Raw genomic sequence first — 17,172 nt, forward strand, 5'->3', positions numbered from 1 at the left:
TCAGGGCCAACGGTTATAAGCAAATTCGGTCAAAAGCCCTGCAATCATGCCCCCGACGACAAGCGCCACGCCGATGGGCACGGTGGCGATCATCAGACCGAATTCCGCGCCGATCTGGAAGACGGCGACGATGGCCTCGAAGGGATCGTCATAGCGGTTGCGCAACGCCAGCCGAACCATTTCATTCGCCGCCTGCAAGAAGATCGCCCAGAGCATCAGCACGAAGACCCCGGCAAAACCGTTGTTGATCGCAGCCACGATGCCCCGGCCCGCGCGCCGGCCCATCACGCGCCAGCCCACGATGAGGCCAAGCACCACGTTAAGCGGCAGGAAATACCCGAAATCCGTGCTTTCCGGCATCAGTGGCACCACCATGCCCGACAGGACAAAGGCCAGCACGGCGAGTGAGATCGCCGCCATAAGTCGCGCACCAGTCGGCATTTTTCGGCTCCTTGCGGGGGCGGACCGCAGGGGCGGTCACACAGGTCGCCGTACCGTAATCTGCGTCACGTCGCAATTGCCACTGTCAAATGTCGCGGCACAGGAAGTGAGGTAAAAATTCCACATCCGGCGAAAGCGTTCGTCAAAGCCAAGCGTGGTGATCTGATCCCATTTCTCGTTAAAGGTCTCATGCCAACGGCGCAGGGTGATGTCATAGCTTTTGCCAAATTCGATCGACCGGTCGACCACCAGCCCTGCCCGCTCGACCTGCCCCCGCAGGATCGTGGGGCTGGGCAACATGCCGCCGGGGAAGATGTATTTTTGGATGAAATCCACTCCGCGTTTGTAGACCTCCCAACGGCGGTCGGCGACGGTGATGATTTGCAAGGTCGCGGCGCGGCCCGGTTTCAGACGTTGGTGCAGCGTATCGAAGTAGACCGGCCAGTATTTCTCGCCCACCGCCTCGAACATCTCGATGCTGGCGATGCCGTCATAGCTCTCGGTCTCATCGCGGTAGTCTTGCAGTTTGAAGGTCACGCGGTCCGAGAGGCCCGCCTTGGCGATCCGCTCCTGCGCGTAGTTGAACTGCTCTTGGCTGATGGTCAGCGCGGTCACTTTCAGCCCGCGTTCGGCTGCGGCATATTCCGCAAAACCGCCCCAGCCGCAGCCGATTTCCAAGACATGATCGCCGGGCTGCACGCCCATCTGATCGACCATGGATTTGTATTTCGCCCGCTGCGCGGCCTCCAGCGATTGCTGGGCGTCGCCCTCGAAAATGGCCGAGGAATAGGTCATCGTATCATCCAGCCAGAGGCTGTAGAACGCATTGCCGAGATCGTAGTGATAGCTGATGTTGCGCTTGGCCTGTTTGCGGTTGTTGCGCTGAAGCCAAAAGCGGAACTTCTCGAACTGACGCAGCAGCCCTTGGCCGGGGAAACCATCATAGACCGTCTCATTCCCCGCATGGACCAAATCCATGAAGGCTTGCAGGTCCGGCGTCGACCACCACTCATCTAGATAGGCGTCGCAAAAGCCCAGATCGCCCTCGCGGATCAACCGTGCGAAAAGGTCATCGTTATGGATATGCAGTTCCGCCACCGGGCCGGGCTTGGCTCCTTCGGCGCGGAACACGCGGCCATCAGGCAGGATAAAGTCCACCCGCCCGTGCTGCATCTCCTGCGCCATGGCGAAGACCTGCGGGAAATAGCGGGGCAGACCTTTCTGCCCCTCGGTGGTCGTAAGCTTCATACCTCGGTTCCGTTCTTGTTCTGGCCTACTGTAACCGCAGGCTGCTGTTTCGCAAAAAGTTAAAAGTCGCGGTTGCGGTAGGCGTCGAGCGCCCGTTCCCGCCCTTCTGACAGATCGACGATCGGATCGGGGTAATCATCCTCTGGGCTCCGGCCCCAGCGGCGTGGGATCGCGGCGAAATAGGCCAGCGCCTCGTCACTCGGTTTCGCGCGGCCCTCGGCGATCCAACGGCGGGTGTAGTCGCGCCCCTTGTCGAAACGATCAAGCTGGGTCTCGGGGTTGAAAATGCGAAAGAACGGCGTCGCATCGGGGCCGGATCCTGCGGCCCATTGCCAGCCCATCGCATTATTGGCCGGATCCCAGTCGATCAAGTGTTCTTCGAACCACTTTTGCCCGATCCGCCAATGGCACATCAGGTGCTTGGTCAGATAGCTCGCCACGATCATGCGACCCCGGTTGTGCATGCGCCCCGTGACCTGCAATTCGCGCATGGCCGCGTCGACGAAAGGCACCCCGGTGCGCCCCTGTTTCCACGCCAGCACCTCGGCGCGGCGCTCGTCCTCGTTCCATGGGAAAGCCTGCCATTCCTCGCGCCAGTTTTGGTCAAGGATGCGCGGCGTGTGATACATCAGGTGATAAGCAAACTCGCGCCATGCGAGTTCCTTGAGGAAGGTCTCAGCCCCGCGCTTGCCCTCCTGCATGGCCCGCTGGCCCGCGTGCCAGCACTGGGCCGGGCTGATCTCACCTAATGACAGGTTTTCCGACAGGGCCGAGGTCCCGTCTTCGCCCGGCATGTCGCGGCTTTCGTCATAGCCTTCGACGATATGGGCCATGAATGAGCCAAGCCGGGCCTGAGCCGCGGCCCCCCCAAGCGGACATAGGGGCGCACTACGTCGCGACCGCGCTGCATCTCGGCGTCCATTTGCCAATCGTCGAGCGCGGCGCTCTGGGGCCAGTTTGGCGGGGCTGGGATGTCGCTCGGGGTGGCCAAGGGGGTTGCCACATCGCGGCCCCGGACTGCCTTCCAATAGGGGGTGAAGACTTTGTAAAAAGCGCCGGTCTTGGTCTCAACCGTCCAAGGCTCGAACATCAGATGCCCGGCAAAACTGCAGGCCTCGGCCCCATCGTCCTTTAGCGCCTCTTTGACCTTGGCGTCGCGGTCGATCGCGGCGGGATCGTAAAGGCGGCTCCAATAGACCGCCCCGCGCCGGTGGCCTCGATTACCTCGCGCAGCACCTCAAGCGCATCGCCACGGCGCAGGATCAGGCGGCTGCCCTTCTCGGCCAAAGTCTCCCCAAGGCAGCCTAAGGCCAGCCCGAGGCGGAATTTTGGCGCCGCGCCCAAAGCTTCCGATTGTGCGTCGTGGATGAACAGCGGGATCACCGGGCGGCCCGACTGGCAGGCCGCCGTCAGGGCGGGATGGTCGCTCAGCCGCAGATCGCGGCGGAACCACATGATAATCGGGGAATTGTCGCTCACGTTCGGGGTCTTGCTCCTGCACTTGTCCCGAAACATAGCGCCCCTGCGCCGGGGTCAAGGATCAGAGCAGATCATCCAGCGCGTTCAACAGTTTGTCCATTTCATCCTGCGTTGTGTAATGGGTGAAGCTGAGGCGGAGCACGCCTTTGGCCTCATCCACCCCCATCGCACCAAGCGCCCGGCCCGCGTAGAAGGTGCCACCCCCTGCCATGATGCCGCGTGCGGCCAATGCCTGCGCCATCTCGACCCCCGGTCGATCAAGCGCCAAGGCCACCGTGGGCGCTCGGGTCGCCGCATCGGTGGGGCCGATGACTCGCACCGAGTTGCGCGCCGCCATGGCATCCAGCAGCGGTTGCAGCAAAGCCGTCTCATGGGCGCGCATTGCGTCATGCACAGCGACACCGCGTGCCGTGGCCCCGGCAGTGCCGCCGATATGGTGGGCGTGGAAGGCGTCGATATAATCCGCCATGCCCGCGCTGGCTGCGATCTGCGCGTGATCCGGCCCGGCGGGGGTGAAACGCTTGTAAAGCACGTCTCCATTGAAGTGATGCGCTTGGTTCGGCAGCAGTTCGGCCAGCGCCCGGCGGATGACCATGACACCCTGATGCGGCCCGAAGGTCTTGTAAGCGGAAAAGAGGTAGATATCCGGCCCCAGCACCCCGAGATCGGCAAATCCATGCGGCGCATAAGAGACGCCATCGACGCAGACGAAAGCACCGGCCGCATGGGCCAGCGCCGTGATCTCGGTCACCGGGTTGATCTCGCCCACCACATTTGAGCAATGCGGGAAGCAGACCAGCCGGACATTCTCGTCCAAGAGGTCTTCGAGCTTTGCCGGATCGAGATGCCCGGTTTCAGGGTCGATCTGCCATTCACGGATCTCGATCCCCCGCTCGGCCAGCCGCCGCCACGGGCCGGTATTGGCCTCATGGTCCTGATTGGTCACGACGATCGCCTCACCGGGCTGCATCATCTGGCCGAAAGCCTGCGCCAACACATAGGTGTTCTGCGTGGTCGAGGGGCCAAAGCTCAGCTCCTCCGGCGTCACGCCAAGGATCGCGGCCATGCGGGTGCGGGCTTCGTCCATCTCCTCCCCACCAAGGCGGCTGGCCTCATAGGCGCCGTAGGGCTGCACCTTTCGCTGGGAGTAGAAGCGATGCAGCCGGTCGATCACTTGGCGGCAGGTGTAAGACCCACCGGCGTTCTCAAAGAAAGCCTGCCCTTGAAGGCTCGGCTCGGCGAAGGCGGGAAATTGGGCGCGGACCCATTCGGAATCAATATGCATGGCGCGAAGGTTGACCGCAGCGCGGCCAAGGTCAAGCGCCCAAAGAAAACGGCGCCCCCGAAGGGCCGCCGTCATCCGTGTTGCAAAGGCTGTGCAGGTTAACGAATTCTACGCTCGTCCTGCAGGCCACGGAAGATGCAGAAGCACATGAAGAGCAGCAGCAGCGTGAACAGCAACCCGGTGGAGATCACCATGGATTGCAGCGCCGCCAAACCGCCGCCGATCAACAGCGCGATGGCCACGGCACCCTCAAAGATGCACCAGAACACCCGCTGCGGCACCGGCGCGTCGACCTTGCCGCCTGCGGTGATCGTGTCGATCACAAGCGACCCGGAGTCGGACGAGGTGACGAAGAACACCACCACCAGCACGATGCCGATGAAGGAGGTGATCGAAGCCAGCGGCAGCGCGTCGAGCATTTTGAACAGCTGCAACGGCAGACCCGCATCTTGCGCCGCGGTGTAGCCGTCGTTCAACACCTGATGGATCGCGGTGCCGCCAAAGATCGACATCCAGAGCACACAGACCAGCGAGGGGATCAGCAGCACGCAGATCACGAATTCCCGCACGGTGCGGCCCCGGCTGACGCGGGCGATGAACATGCCGACGAAGGGTGACCAGCTGATCCACCATGCCCAGTAGAAGGCCGTCCAGCCCTGGGAGAAGTTCACGTCTTCACGGCCAAACGGGTTCGCCAGCGCGGGCAGATATTCGATATAGGCCACCAGCGATTCCCAGAAGAAGGACAGCAGGAAGATCGTCGGTCCGACAAAGAGCGTGAACAGCGCCAGCAAGGCGGCCAGCCCCATGTTGATCTCACTCAGCACCTTCACACCGCCATCAAGGCCGCGCAGAACCGAGACCAGCGCCACGGCGGTGATCAGGGAAATCAGCACGATCTCGGAGGTGGTGCCGGTTGGGATGCCGAATAATTCGTTCAGACCCGCGTTCGCCTGCGTGGCCCCCAGACCGAGCGACGTCGCCAGACCAAAGAGCGTGGCGAAAACCGCGATGGTGTCGATGATATGCCCGGGCCAGCCCCAAACACGTTCGCCCAGAACCGGGTAAAAGGCCGAGCGGATCGTCAGCGGCAGACCTTTGTTATAGGTGAACAACGCCAGCGCCAGCGCGACGATGGCATAGATCGCCCAAGGGTGCAGACCCCAGTGATAGATCGTCGCCGCCATGCCAAGGCGCAGCGAACCGGCCTCGTCACCCGTGGCGGCACCCAAGGGGCCCAGTCGGTGCGCAAACCGTTTTCTGTCGTGATCTCGCCCATGGAGGTCGAGAAATGGGTCAAAGGCTCGGAGACGCCGTAGAACATCAGGCCAATGCCCATGCCCGCCGCGAAAAGCATCGCAAACCAGCCCAGATAGGTATAATCCGCGACCGCTTCATTGCCGCCAAGGCGGACACTGCCAAAGGGCGTGACGATCAGCAAAAGTGCAAAGATCACCACCAGGTCGGCAGAGCCGATCAGGAACCAGTCGAAGTTCTTGGTGGTAAAGTTGAACATGGCCGAGAAGATCGCGGCGGCCTGTTCCGGCAATGCGATGGTGTAGAACACGAAGACCACGACCGCGATCCCCGAGATTAGAAAGACCGGGTTGTGAATATCCAGCCCGAACGGCCCGATCTGCCGTTCGATATTGTCCTGACCGATCTCATAATCGGTATCGATCACATCCGCCTTGCCCTCAGGCTCGGGATGCCGTGCGAATTGGTATCGCTCATTATCTGTTCCCTCTTTGATGACAGATTACCGCGCAAAACGCGGCCTTCTGTTTTTCTCATCCGTGCGCAACAGGATAGAGGCCTGCGGCCATTGGGCAAGCCATTGCGGCCAAGCCCCCTTGGAAACTTGGCTAAAACGACCTTTTCGGTATCTGCTGCGACGTAAGTTTGGGGGACTACCCTGTCCCGAGCGCGGCTGCAATCGCATCGGCCTGTTCGCGAATCCGGTCCATGTCGCCTTGGACACCGGGCGGACGCAGCTTATCGCCCTCATGCCGCGGCAGGATGTGGTAGTGGAGGTGAAAGACCTCTTGCCCGCCTGCGGCCTCGTTAAACTGCTGCACCGTGATGCCATCGGCGCCAAAGGCGCGCAGGCAGGCGTTGGCGACTTTCTGAACCGTCGCAAGACAATCCGCCAATTGTGCGGGGCTCGCGTCGAGCATGTTGCGGCAGGGGGACTTGGGGATCACCAGACAATGCCCTTCGGCGCGGGGCATGATGTCCATGAAGCAATAGGTCTTGTCGTCCTCATAGACCTTAAAGCTGGGGATCTCTTTGCGCAGAATTTTGGCAAAGATATTGTCGTCGTCGTAGCTGGCCATCATGCTCTCCTTCTGGCGGTCGGGCGGCGCGGACCATTAACCACACCGCCCCGCGCCGAGGCAATATCAAGCGTTTACGTCGACGACCACCCGGCCCTTGACCTGCCCTTTCAGGATGTCCGCCCCCAGTTGCGGCAGGTCGCTGAGCCCAGCGGGTTGGACCATCGTCTCAAGCTTGTCAATTGGCAGGTCTTTGGCCACCCGCTCCCAGGCGCGCAGACGGTTGTCATAGGGCTGCATGACGCTGTCGATGCCCAAGAGGTTCACGCCGCGCAGCAGGAACGGGATCACCGTGGCAGGCAGGGCCGCACCGCCCGCAAGGCCCACGGCCGCCACGCTCGCCCCATATTCCATCTGACCCAGCACGCGGGCCAGCATCGCGCCGCCCACGGCATCGACGCATCCGCCCCATGTCTCGCCCTCAAGGGGGCGTTTGACCGTCTCGTTGATCTCGTCCCGCGCGACGATCCGGGCCGCTCCAAGGCTCTTGAGGTAATCTTCGGTCTCGGGCCGCCCGGTGACCGCCGCCACCTCATAGCCGAGGTTGGCAAGGATCGCCGTGGCGACGGAGCCCACGCCCCCCGCAGCACCCGTGACCAGAACCGGGCCCTTCTTGATGCCGTGATCCTCTAGCGCCATGACGGCCAGCATCGCGGTGAAACCTGCCGTGCCCACGGCCATCGCTTGCCGCGTGTTCAGCCCTTCGGGCAGCGGCACCAGCCAATCGGCCTTGACCCGCGCCTTTTGCGCATAGCCGCCCCAATGCGCCTCGCCGACGCGCCAACCGGTCAACACCACCTTGTCGCCGGGCTTGTAACGGTCGTCATTCGAGGTCTCGACCGTGCCGGCGAAATCAATGCCCGGCACATGCGGATAGTTGCGGACCAAGCCACCACCCGGCCCGATGCATAGGCCGTCTTTGTAGTTCACGGTGGAATATTCGACCGCGACCGTCACCTCGGCCTCGGGCAGTTGGTCTTCGGTGATCTGGGTGACCTCGGCCTGGGTCTTGCCTTCGTCATCCTTGTTTACAATCAGCGCATTGAAGCTCATCTTTCATCTCCTTTTCAGGTTTCAATCGACCGGACCTCAGGCCCAGAAACTGTCCCGTACGGTCACGTCACGCGCGCCATCGGGGTGTGCGCCCGCAATCGCGTGCCCGGGTCCCAATGGGTCATGCGCACCATTCCGATGGCGACATTCACGCCAAAGTCGGGGGACCAAACCGCTGAGGTCACCTGCCCCACGCGCTTGTCGCCCGCCATCAAGGGCCAGACACGATCACAAAGCGGCACCGGATCGCCCGCGATCTCTAGGGGACGTATCTGTTGCACCGGACCCTCTTTTGCCACCCGCAGCAGCGCATCTCGGCCGATACAGCCCATCGCCGCCTGCGTGTCGCAGAGCTTGCCAAGACCGCATTCGTGGGGCGTGTTGTCGTCGGTCATGTCATTGCCATAGCTCAACAATCCGCCCTCGATCCGCTCAATCAGGTTCGGACAGCCCGCGCGCACATCCAGATCTCGGCCCGCCTCGAAAAGCGCCTCCCAAAGCGGCATCGCGATGTCGGCCCCTTCGGTATAAATCTCAAAGCCGCCCTGTTTGGAGTAGCCGGAGCGCGCGACATTCATGGCGCGCCCTTGAAACTGGAACTCCCCGAAGCGGAAGAACTTCACCTCCTGCACCCCCGCGCCAAAGACGCGTTCCATCAGGTCTTCGGCTTTCGGCCCCTGCACCGCCAGCAGGTTCACATCCGGCTCATCGACCAAAACATCAAGATGATAACCGTTGCATATCCCTTGGCCCACAACAACAAATCGCTATCGGCGATGGAAATCCACCAACGATCCTCGGCCAGTTTCACCGCCACCGGATCATTGAGCATCCCACCCGTCTCATCCACGATCGGCACATAGACACAGCGGCCCGGCGCCACATCGCGCAGGTCGCGCGGTGTCAGCATTTGCATCAGTCGAGAAGCATCGGGCCCGCGCAGTTCGACCTGTCTTTCGCAAGCAACGTCCCAGACTTGCACGGCTTTCTTCAAGTGGTGATAATCCGCCTCGGTACTCTCAAATACGGTGGGCAGCAGCATCCGGTTGTAGACCGTATAGGCTTTCACCCCCGCCGCCTCGACCCCGGCAGAGAATGGCGTGCGCCTGATCCGGCGCGAGGGAGAGAATTCGGCCATCAGCCCTCCTCCGGCATAAAGATGAAATCGGTCACCGGCGCGTCACATCCGGCGCTGGTGAGCATGGCGTGCACTTGGCCGCGGTGATGGGTTTGGTGGTTGAAGAAATGCACCACACATCCCGCCATCGGCTTAGAAACATCGCGCTGCAAGATACCGGAATGCCACGTTAAATCCCCATCCAGCCTTGACTGCTCCAGCCCCGCCGCCCATTGAGAAATGGCAAGATCGCAGTGCCCTCGCGCCAAAACCCAAGCGTCGCCTGAGGGGCAAAGCTCGGTGTCTTTGCCTTCCGGTTTTGGCGCGGCAGGGTCGAACCGCGACAGCCAGAGTTGATCGCACCACAGAAGATGGTTCAACGTGCCGAGGATGGAGCCGAAGAACGCCCCGCGATCCTGCGTTAACGATGCTTCATCCAAAGTCTGAACGATATTCGACAACTGTCTGTTTTGCCACGCATTATAGCGCGCCATTTCCTTGGCATAGGTGGGGGTGATCACCGCGCCCCCTGCCAGTCGATCGCGCAGACCTCAGCCGATTTGCCACCGAAATCCCAGACCCGGCCATAGTCCCGGACCTTGGATTTTACGCCACGCGCAGCGACGATATTCGGACCCATCCAGTATTTCGAGTTGGTGATCGTCACCGGCTCCCCCGGTTCGGCACCGGCCAACATCTCGATCTCGCCGTTGATCTTTCGGCCAATGTTGATGACCCGGCGGTTGCCGTCGCGAATGATTTCGACCGGGGCGCGTTCGGCGCCGATGATCTCGCTCACCAACATGGTGAACAACCCCGTGGTGCCGCCCGCAGCGCCTGAGAAGATTTGCAGCAACCCGTCATAGGCCGCCTCGCTCGCGCGGTCGTCCACATAGGCGGCGACCTTCCAATTTCCCTCGCCCATGCGGCCCGGGATGTCGACCAACAGCCCGACGTTCAGGCCGGCCAAATCCTCCCCCTCGAAATGGCCTTCGTCGATCACGATGCCCATCCACGCATGGCAGTGGCCTTCGGTCGGCAGATGCGCGCCAAGGCTGACCACGCAGGGGCAGAAGACATCGCAAGAGCAGTTCAGGAATAGCTCGCCCTTGATCGCCCAATCGGCGGGTGTCATCTCTCTGTTTGGCATATCATCCTCCTGTGATCATGGGCCAACCCGCCACGACACCTGCGCCGAGGATCAGGGCGAAACCCATTGGTTTTGTTACGTAATGCCCGATCTGGGGCAGTTTTTCGATGACCATGAAAAGCGTGGCCAGCCCCATCCAAGCAAGGTTCATTACCCCGCCGGCAAAGCCCAGAAGCATAAAGCCCCAGCAGCAACCTGCGCAAAAGGCACCGAGGCCCAGCCCCATGCGAAAGCCGCCCGCGGCGCCGGGGCGCCAGTGGCCCATGAAATACATCATCGGAGAGTGGCAGACGCCGTGGCAAATCTCCTTGGCGCGGGTGAATTGGAAGAGGCCTACAGCCAAAAGCAGCGCCGCCGCCGTCCAGCGCGATTTGGCGATGCCGAGCATGTCGATGACGCCGCCGTGCAGCAGGAGCAATTGCAAACCCGCGATCCCCGCCGCGAAGATCAGCCAGACCGCGAGGTAGCCTGCAAGCACCGCCAGCCAGCCCGCGCGCGTGCCATTGGCCGAAGTCATAAGGTCTTCGTAGGCGCGTAGCGTCGGCACCATGGTCGGGACCATCATCGCCGCCATCATCGCGCCCCACATCACGAACAGTGGAAAGAAACGCGCCATGGGCATATACATATCCATGCCCGGATCCATCTGCCGCATGCGTTCGCCCATGACACCAGGGCGGCCCAGCAGATCGAGATCCATCTGCATCGCCATGCTGTACATCATCCACCAGGCGGCGAGAATTAGGGCGAAAAACCCCAGCCATAGTGTTGATCGTACCATCCCGGTCATCGCCGCCCTCCCCTGCGTGCTCTTGTAGATTTAATGTCAGACAATTAAAGTCCTCGCAAACACTAATTGTAAGACATATGAAAATCGACCCAAGCAACCCCGCCGATCTATCGGCCCAGATCGCCACGGCCATCCGCGACGCCATCATCGGCGGGCATCTGATCGTCGACCAGCGCCTGCCCTCCGAGGCGGAGCTTGCCGAGCAGTTCGAGGTTTCCCGCCCCACGGTGCGCGAGGCGCTCAAGCGGCTGGCCGCGCAATCGCTGATCCGCACGCAGCGCGGGGCAACGGGGGGTGCTTTCGTCAACCGGCTGAGCTTTCCGGATGCCTATGCGCAGCAGATCACCACCTCGACCCTGCTGCTGTCGATGAATGCGGTGAGTTTTGAGACCGCTTGCGAGGCGCGCTTCGCCTTGGAGCGCGCCTGCGCCCCGCTATCGGCAGAACGTCGGACGGCGGACCACCTTGCCACCATGCGCGCGGAGATTCATCGGCAGGCGCAGCCGGGACTGACGGATGAGGCCTTTTGCGCCTCCGACGTGGCATTTCACCGGGCGCTGGTCGATGGTGCGGGCAATCCGGTCCTGAGTTATCAACTTGCAGGCGCGGTTGAGGCGATGCAGCCCCTGATGAATATGATCACCTTCACCGCGCGGGATCGCGCACGGATCGTTGCTCTGCATCAAGAGATCGCGGATGCGGCAGAGGCCCATGACGGCAAGGCGGTGACGGCAGGGTTGACCGCGCTGGAGGCGGAGACGCAACAGCTTGCCCAAAGCGTTTTCGCCGCGCGTGCGGCGCGGAATGCCGAAGCTGCGGGGCGACGCTAGGTTGGGCCATAAAAAACAATGAGATACGCCCTTCTCTTGACGTAGAAAATTCGACGCATCCCACCCCTTGCAATTCACCCATCGCAGCCCTATTTTACTCTTGTCCTTCGGGACTATGGACATAAACACGCTCGTAATAAGCGGTTCGGACCCGGGGCGGTACCCGGCGGCTCCACCAAACATCCTTCATTTGGGGATCATGGGGCCGAAATAGGATCGACGAACGTCTAAAGGGGTTGCTTTGTCTCGGTGAGATACCACCGTTATCGGTTCAAACTGTACAATTGCAAATGACAATCGTGCTCCAGTTGCGATGGCCGCGTAAGCGGTTTCAGCGACTGAAATCTTAAGTCCTTAGGCCTTGCAGCTTAAGGCGGGGTTCGCAGGTACCTGGCAACAGAAACCTGCACTTTTCCCTTCCGTTTCATACCCGTTAGGCGGCGCTCTTGCATTAACTTGACCGCGCTTTCCTCTGTCCCTATCCGTGACGCAGCGAAGCCGTGGTGGCTTTGATGACGCAGGATGGCCCCGATGACCCCACCTAGTTGGCCCGATATGTTTCGCGTGTTTGGCCGGATCGGGTTAATGTCCTTCGGCGGCCCCGCAGCCCAAATCGCCGTGATGCACCGCGAGCTGGTCGAACATCGCCCGTGGCTGAGCGAGCAGACCTACCTGCGGGCCCTTTCGCTCTGTATGCTGTTGCCCGGACCGGAGGCGATGCAGCTGGCGACCTATGCAGGCTGGCGCCTGCGCGGCGTTGCGGGCGGGCTGTTGGGAGGGTTGCTTTTCGTCGTGCCGGGTGCGGTCTTCATCGCGGCACTTGCGCTGCTTTATGCGTGGTATGGGCAGATGCCCTTGGTGCAAACGGCCTTTCTGGGCATCAAGGCCGCTGTTATTATCGTGGTATTCCAAGCGCTTCTGAAGGTTTCTTCGAAGGCCCTTCACGGGCGTCTCGGCTGGGCGCTGGCCTTTGGGTCTTTCATTGCGCTCTTCGTGCTGGGCCTGCCGTTTCCACTGATCATTCTGGTGGCCGGGGCCATTGGGATGCTGACCCAAAGCCCGACGCCCGAGACCGAAGCCGCCAACCTGCCGCCGGCGCATAGCCTCCGCACCCTGCTCATCTGGGGTGGTCTCTGGGCCGCGCCGCTTCTGTTCCTTGCCCTCATCGGCGACGACTTTCTGCTGCAACTGGGGCTGTTCTTTTCCAAACTGGCCGTGGTGACCTTCGGCGGGGCCTATGCGGTGCTGGCCTATATGACCCAGACCGTGGTGCAGGATTTCGGCTGGATCGAGATGGATCAGATGATCGACGCGCTTGGTTTGGCTGAGACAACCCCCGGCCCGCTGATCCTTGTGACGCAATTCGTCGGGATGCTGGCGGGATTTGCGCAAAGCGGCCCCGCGGGGGCGATGGCTGCCGGGCTGCTGGCGCTTTGGGTCACTTTCACGCCTTGTTTCCTGTGGATTTTCCTCGCTGGCCCGTATCTTGAGGCGCTCTCTGAACAGCCGCGTATTGCAGGTGCACTGCGGGCGATCACGGCGGCTGTGGTGGGTGTCATCGCCAATCTCTCGGTTTGGTTCGCGCTGCATGTCCTGTTTGATCGGGTGGGCGCTGACGGCCCGCTCGCCCTGCCCCTGCCCGTTTGGGACAGTTTCAACCCCATGGCCGCCGCGCTTACCCTCTTGGCGGCCGTGCTGATGCTGGCGCTCAAGGGTGGTTTTGTCCTCACGATGGTTCTGCTCGCCACGCTGGCGCTGATCCTTCACGCGATTTAGCGCGGGACCCCCTTTCACTCGCCCCTGAATGGGGTATGCTTACCCTTGCCCATCGCCCGGACCGGAGAGAAGAATGAGCCGCAGCATTGATTACGGCAACCTGATGCACGAAGCCATGCGGGGCCTGATCCGCAGGGTCTTGCAAGACGTATCGGACAAGGGACTGCCGGGGAATCACCATTTCTTCATCACCTTCGACACCTCGCATCCGGATGCGGAATTGGCCGATTGGCTGTCCGACCGCTATCCCGATGAGATGACCGTGGTGATGCAGCATTGGTACGACGGCCTCGATGTGGGTGAAGACGGTTTCGCCATCACGTTGAACTTCGGCGATGCGCCAGAGCCGCTCTATATTCCTTACGACGCGATCCGCACCTTCGTGGACCCTTCGGTTGAGTTTGGCCTGCGGTTCGAACAGCAAGAGACCGAAGAGGAAGACGTGGCGGAAGATGAGGCCACGCTCGACCAGACGGATGAGGCAGAGTTGGAAGTCGCGGAAGAGCCGGTCAAAGATGCCGAGATCGTCTCGCTCGATTCCTTTCGGAAGTAGCGCCGGAATGGCCGTTAGCGCCATCCCCGCATTGCGCAGCGCGTAAGGCGCAGGTACACCGCTGGACAACGATAAGTCACAGCAGGAGCCACAGAATGGCCGATACCCGCACCGAAACCGACAGCTTTGGTCCGCTCGAAGTCCCCGCCGATAAATACTGGGGCGCGCAGACGCAGCGTTCGATCATGAACTTCCCGATTGGCTGGGAGAAGCAGCCCATCGCCATCGTGCGCGCGCTCGGCGTGATCAAGAAAGCCTGCGCGCAGGCGAATGTGGCGCAGGGCTCGCTGGATGAGGAACGCGGTCGCGCGATCATTCAAGCCGCCGGAGAGGTCTTCGAGGGCAAGTTCGACGACAACTTCCCGCTGGTGGTCTGGCAGACCGGTTCCGGCACCCAGTCGAACATGAACGCCAATGAGGTCATCGCCAACCGCGCGATCGAACTCATGGGCGGCACTATCGGCTCGAAAGATCCGGTGCACCCCAACGATCACTGCAACATGGGCCAGTCCTCGAACGACACTTTCCCCACTGCCATGCATATCGCCACCGCGATGACGGCGCGTGACGTGCTGCTGCCGGGGCTGGAGAAGCTGCACGGCGCATTGCAGAAGAAGGTCGAGGAATTCGACGGCATCATCAAGATTGGCCGCACCCATACGCAGGACGCGACACCGCTGACGCTGTCTCAGGAATTCTCGGGCTACACCCATCAGGTTGCCATGGGCATCGCCCGCGTGCGCGACGCGCTTGGCCGTATCTATGAGCTGGCACAGGGCGGCACCGCCGTGGGCACCGGGCTGAACACCAAGCAGGGCTGGTCCGAGACCGTGGCCCACAACATGGCCGAGATCACCGGCCTGCCCTTCGTCACAGCACCCAACAAGTTCGAAGCGCTGGCCGCCCATGACGCGATGGTCGAGATCTCCGGCGCGCTGAAGACCGTGTCGGCATCGCTGTTCAAGATCGCCAATGACATCCGCCTTCTGGGCTCCGGCCCGCGCTGCGGTCTGGGCGAATTGATCCTGCCCGAGAACGAGCCCGGCTCTTCGATCATGCCGGGCAAGGTGAACCCGACCCAATGCGAGGCGCTGACGCAGGTCTGCGCCCATGTCATGGGCAATGATGCCGCCGTGGGCTTCGCCGGATCGCAGGGCCATTTCGAGCTTAACGTCTACAAGCCGATGATGGCCTATAACGTTTTGCAATCCATGCAGCTTTTGGGCGATGCGGCCTCGGCCTTTACCGACAATCTGGTGGATGGCCTCAAGGCTGACGCGGACCGGATCGAGAAGCTGATGCGCGAGTCGCTGATGCTGGTCACCGCGCTGGCCCCGAGATCGGTTATGACAACGCCACCAAGGTCGCCAAGACCGCGCATAAGAACGGCACCACGTTGAAGGAAGAGGCGATTGCCTTGGGCTTCGTCGATGCCGAGACATTCGAGCGTGTGGTGCGCCCTGAGAACATGATCGGCCCGAAATGAGCCAGCCCATCAACCTGAACAAGGCGAGAAAGGCACGCGATCTTGCGGCCCGCCGCGCTCAGGCGGATGAGAATGCGCTGCGCTTTGGCCGCAGCAAAGCTGAGAAGGAGGCGGCGCGCAAAAGCGCCGCCCAAGCCAAGGCCACGCTCGACGCGCATAAGCGCGAGACATGAGCGCACGGCCCCGCAAACATTCGGTGACCCTAACGGGCCACCGGACATCGATCTCCCTCGAAGACGAGTTTTGGGATGAGTTCCGCGCCATCGCCGCAGCGCGGGGCATGCCAATCAACGCATTGGTGGCCGAGATCGACGCCGCCCGTGGGCTGGACATCGGGCTTGCCGGGGCGATCCGCCTGTTTGTGCTGCGGTCGTTAAAGGAACGTTTACCAAAAGCGGATTAGCGTCGGGCCATGTCCGTCGGATCCCCTCTCTCACCCGCCGCTTGGCTGGATGATATTTTTGCCTCAAAGGCGGCTATTCGCGGACAGGTCATTCGACGTAATGCGCGCGATATTGAGAAGTTTGTTGGACGCCAAACATTTGAAAACGAATTAAAACGTCGTGGTTTTCAAGCGGTTGAGAACGCCGGACAGGTCATCATATTTTGCAATAGAGAACCTATCCGGCGGATTGCCTAGCCGTTTTCTTTTAAAGAAAACGGGACCGGAATTTTCAAAAAATTCCGTTTAACAAATCGACGCTTGGTAGATTTTCTCGATGTTCTGCCCGAGCGCCTCATTGAACTCCGCGTCCGTCATCTTGACGTTCAGCCCTTCCGTCAAAGCGCGGGAGAAGCTGGCGATCATCGTCCGGTTTTTGCCCAGCCGTTCGCAGGCTTCCGCTGTGGAATAACCGCCTGACAGCGCCACGACGCGCAGCACATTGGCGTGTTCGGCCAGATCGTCATAGAGACCGGCCTTCTCGGGGATCGTCAGCTTCAGCATCACCATCTCACCTTCGGGCAGCGCCTTCAGGTGTTTCGCGATCTCACCGTGCAGAATTTCTTCGGCCTCGGCCTTGCTCTCGGAGTTGATGTTCACCTCAGGCTCGATGATCGGCACGAGACCGGCGGCGCAGACCTGTTTGGCCAGTTCGAACTGCTGCGCCACCACGGCGGCGATGCCGTTTTCATTGGCCTCATGAATGACAGAGCGTTCCTTGGTGCCGAAGATGCCGTGTTTCACGGCACGGGCCAGCAGATCGTCGATCTCCATGATCGGCTTCATCATCTGCACGCCGTTGGTGGTCTCTTCCAAACCCTTGTCGATCTTCAGGAAAGGCACCACGCCGCGGTCTTCCCAGAGCAGCTGCGCGACCGGTTTGCCGTTGATCGTGTCATCCATCGTGCGCTCGAAAAGGATCGCGCCAATCACTTTCTCAGAGGTGAAATCATCGGCCAGGATGATCCGCGCCCGCATGTCATGGACGGCTTTGAACATCTCTTCGTCGCCGTTGTAATCCGACGGTTCCACGCCATAGAGGCTCAGCGCCTTGGGGGTGGAGCCACCCGATTGATCAAGCGCCGCGATGAAGCCCTTGCCGCTGTCCATTTGCTCAAGTTGCGCCTTGTCGTAGCCCATGTCACTCAGGTCCTATTTTGATTCCGTTCGCTGCGTTTCTAATTGA

General features: G+C 61.3%; 15 protein-coding genes, 1 other RNA gene and 4 pseudogenes. 8 read left to right on the forward strand and 12 right to left on the reverse strand.

Features of this window, described 5'->3' with window-relative positions; genetic code table 11:
- The 11 genes and pseudogenes from CUR85_RS15395 to CUR85_RS15445 form a co-directional block, all read right to left on the reverse strand.
- A complete protein-coding gene (locus CUR85_RS15395; protein WP_067266699.1) occupies positions 1–441 on the reverse strand; it encodes a TrgA family protein in 441 nt (146 codons plus the stop codon).
- 36 nt (positions 442–477) lie between these two features.
- Positions 478–1,689, reverse strand: a complete 1,212-nt coding sequence (locus CUR85_RS15400) for an SAM-dependent methyltransferase (protein WP_067266698.1) — start codon at positions 1,687–1,689, stop codon at positions 478–480.
- Between the two features lie 59 nt (positions 1,690–1,748).
- Positions 1,749–3,168, reverse strand: a pseudogene (locus CUR85_RS15405) (cryptochrome/photolyase family protein).
- Between the two features lie 61 nt (positions 3,169–3,229).
- Positions 3,230–4,453, reverse strand: a complete 1,224-nt coding sequence (locus CUR85_RS15410) for an aminotransferase class V-fold PLP-dependent enzyme (RefSeq protein ID WP_067266710.1) — start codon at positions 4,451–4,453, stop codon at positions 3,230–3,232.
- 98 nt (positions 4,454–4,551) lie between these two features.
- A pseudogene (locus CUR85_RS15415) lies at positions 4,552–6,206 on the reverse strand (BCCT family transporter).
- A 157-nt stretch (positions 6,207–6,363) separates the two neighbouring features.
- Positions 6,364–6,789 carry an HIT family protein gene (locus CUR85_RS15420; protein ID WP_067266693.1) on the reverse strand — a complete coding sequence of 142 codons (426 nt, stop codon included), beginning with the start codon at positions 6,787–6,789 and terminating at the stop codon, positions 6,364–6,366.
- A gap of 66 nt (positions 6,790–6,855) precedes the next feature.
- The gene (gene acuI / locus CUR85_RS15425; RefSeq protein WP_067266691.1) at positions 6,856–7,842 is read right to left on the reverse strand and encodes an acryloyl-CoA reductase; all 987 of its coding nucleotides are present in this window, start codon (positions 7,840–7,842) and stop codon (positions 6,856–6,858) included.
- Positions 7,843–7,878: 36 nt separating this feature from the next.
- Positions 7,879–8,980, reverse strand: a pseudogene (locus CUR85_RS15430) (dimethylsulfoniopropionate demethylase).
- A complete protein-coding gene (locus CUR85_RS15435) occupies positions 8,980–9,480 on the reverse strand; it encodes a DinB family protein (RefSeq protein WP_231886385.1) in 501 nt (166 codons plus the stop codon). Before CUR85_RS15435 ends, CUR85_RS15430 begins: the two are co-directional and overlap by 1 nt.
- Entirely contained in the window at positions 9,477–10,109 is a 633-nt protein-coding gene (locus CUR85_RS15440; RefSeq protein WP_067266687.1) for a DUF1326 domain-containing protein, read from the reverse strand. Before CUR85_RS15440 ends, CUR85_RS15435 begins: the two co-directional genes overlap by 4 nt.
- A 1-nt stretch (position 10,110) precedes the next feature.
- Positions 10,111–10,899: a DUF2182 domain-containing protein gene (locus CUR85_RS15445; protein ID WP_067266686.1), complete on the reverse strand. Its 789-nt coding sequence runs from the start codon at positions 10,897–10,899 to the stop codon at positions 10,111–10,113.
- A 77-nt stretch (positions 10,900–10,976) separates the two neighbouring features.
- Between CUR85_RS15445 and CUR85_RS15450 the strand changes: the two genes are divergently transcribed.
- From CUR85_RS15450 to CUR85_RS15485, 8 genes and pseudogenes are all read left to right on the forward strand, one after another.
- On the forward strand, positions 10,977–11,729 hold the full coding sequence (locus CUR85_RS15450; protein ID WP_067266684.1) for a FadR/GntR family transcriptional regulator: 753 nt from the start codon (positions 10,977–10,979) through the stop codon (positions 11,727–11,729).
- A gap of 63 nt (positions 11,730–11,792) precedes the next feature.
- Positions 11,793–12,140, forward strand: a transfer-messenger RNA (tmRNA) gene (ssrA, locus tag CUR85_RS15455).
- Between the two features lie 120 nt (positions 12,141–12,260).
- Positions 12,261–13,505, forward strand: coding sequence for a chromate efflux transporter (chrA, locus tag CUR85_RS15460; RefSeq protein WP_067266682.1), 1,245 nt, complete (start codon positions 12,261–12,263; stop codon positions 13,503–13,505).
- Positions 13,506–13,578: 73 nt separating this feature from the next.
- Complete coding sequence (locus CUR85_RS15465) at positions 13,579–14,058, forward strand: SspB family protein (protein ID WP_067266680.1); 480 nt, start codon at positions 13,579–13,581, stop codon at positions 14,056–14,058.
- Positions 14,059–14,153: 95 nt separating this feature from the next.
- Positions 14,154–15,544, forward strand: a pseudogene (fumC, locus tag CUR85_RS15470) (class II fumarate hydratase).
- Positions 15,541–15,717: a DUF4169 family protein gene (locus tag CUR85_RS15475; protein ID WP_067266677.1), complete on the forward strand. Its 177-nt coding sequence runs from the start codon at positions 15,541–15,543 to the stop codon at positions 15,715–15,717. The pseudogene fumC and the gene CUR85_RS15475 overlap by 4 nt, the downstream one beginning before the upstream one ends.
- Positions 15,714–15,947 (forward strand): ribbon-helix-helix domain-containing protein, encoded by a 234-nt coding sequence (locus tag CUR85_RS15480; protein WP_067266675.1) that lies wholly within the window; start codon positions 15,714–15,716, stop codon positions 15,945–15,947. The genes CUR85_RS15475 and CUR85_RS15480 overlap by 4 nt, the downstream gene beginning before the upstream one ends.
- Before the next feature lie 9 nt (positions 15,948–15,956).
- Entirely contained in the window at positions 15,957–16,184 is a 228-nt protein-coding gene (locus CUR85_RS15485) for an N-(5'-phosphoribosyl)anthranilate isomerase (protein WP_082852110.1), read from the forward strand.
- A 48-nt stretch (positions 16,185–16,232) separates the two neighbouring features.
- Here the strand turns inward: CUR85_RS15485 and CUR85_RS15490 are convergent, their stop codons facing one another.
- Complete coding sequence (locus CUR85_RS15490) at positions 16,233–17,126, reverse strand: fructose bisphosphate aldolase (RefSeq protein ID WP_067266674.1); 894 nt, start codon at positions 17,124–17,126, stop codon at positions 16,233–16,235.
- Between the last annotated feature and the right edge of the window lie 46 nt (positions 17,127–17,172).

The organism is Sulfitobacter faviae, from assembly GCF_029870955.1.
Classification (GTDB): Bacteria; Pseudomonadota; Alphaproteobacteria; order Rhodobacterales; family Rhodobacteraceae; genus Sulfitobacter; species Sulfitobacter faviae.

Excerpts from the sequence above, each read along its gene's own strand:
- chrA (WP_067266682.1), top strand. The coding sequence starts at position 12,261 with ATGACCCCACCTAGTTGGCCCGATATGTTTCGCGTGTTTGGCCGGATC.
- CUR85_RS15465 (WP_067266680.1), top strand. The coding sequence starts at position 13,579 with ATGAGCCGCAGCATTGATTACGGCAACCTGATGCACGAAGCCATGCGG.
- CUR85_RS15480 (WP_067266675.1), top strand. The coding sequence starts at position 15,714 with ATGAGCGCACGGCCCCGCAAACATTCGGTGACCCTAACGGGCCACCGG.
- CUR85_RS15450 (WP_067266684.1), top strand. The coding sequence starts at position 10,977 with ATGAAAATCGACCCAAGCAACCCCGCCGATCTATCGGCCCAGATCGCC.
- CUR85_RS15440 (WP_067266687.1), bottom strand. The coding sequence starts at position 10,109 with ATGCCAAACAGAGAGATGACACCCGCCGATTGGGCGATCAAGGGCGAG.
- CUR85_RS15420 (WP_067266693.1), bottom strand. The coding sequence starts at position 6,789 with ATGGCCAGCTACGACGACGACAATATCTTTGCCAAAATTCTGCGCAAA.
- CUR85_RS15485 (WP_082852110.1), top strand. The coding sequence starts at position 15,957 with ATGTCCGTCGGATCCCCTCTCTCACCCGCCGCTTGGCTGGATGATATT.
- CUR85_RS15410 (WP_067266710.1), bottom strand. The coding sequence starts at position 4,453 with ATGCATATTGATTCCGAATGGGTCCGCGCCCAATTTCCCGCCTTCGCC.
- CUR85_RS15395 (WP_067266699.1), bottom strand. The coding sequence starts at position 441 with ATGCCGACTGGTGCGCGACTTATGGCGGCGATCTCACTCGCCGTGCTG.
- CUR85_RS15475 (WP_067266677.1), top strand. The coding sequence starts at position 15,541 with ATGAGCCAGCCCATCAACCTGAACAAGGCGAGAAAGGCACGCGATCTT.
- CUR85_RS15445 (WP_067266686.1), bottom strand. The coding sequence starts at position 10,899 with ATGACCGGGATGGTACGATCAACACTATGGCTGGGGTTTTTCGCCCTA.
- acuI (WP_067266691.1), bottom strand. The coding sequence starts at position 7,842 with ATGAGCTTCAATGCGCTGATTGTAAACAAGGATGACGAAGGCAAGACC.
- CUR85_RS15490 (WP_067266674.1), bottom strand. The coding sequence starts at position 17,126 with ATGGGCTACGACAAGGCGCAACTTGAGCAAATGGACAGCGGCAAGGGC.
- CUR85_RS15400 (WP_067266698.1), bottom strand. The coding sequence starts at position 1,689 with ATGAAGCTTACGACCACCGAGGGGCAGAAAGGTCTGCCCCGCTATTTC.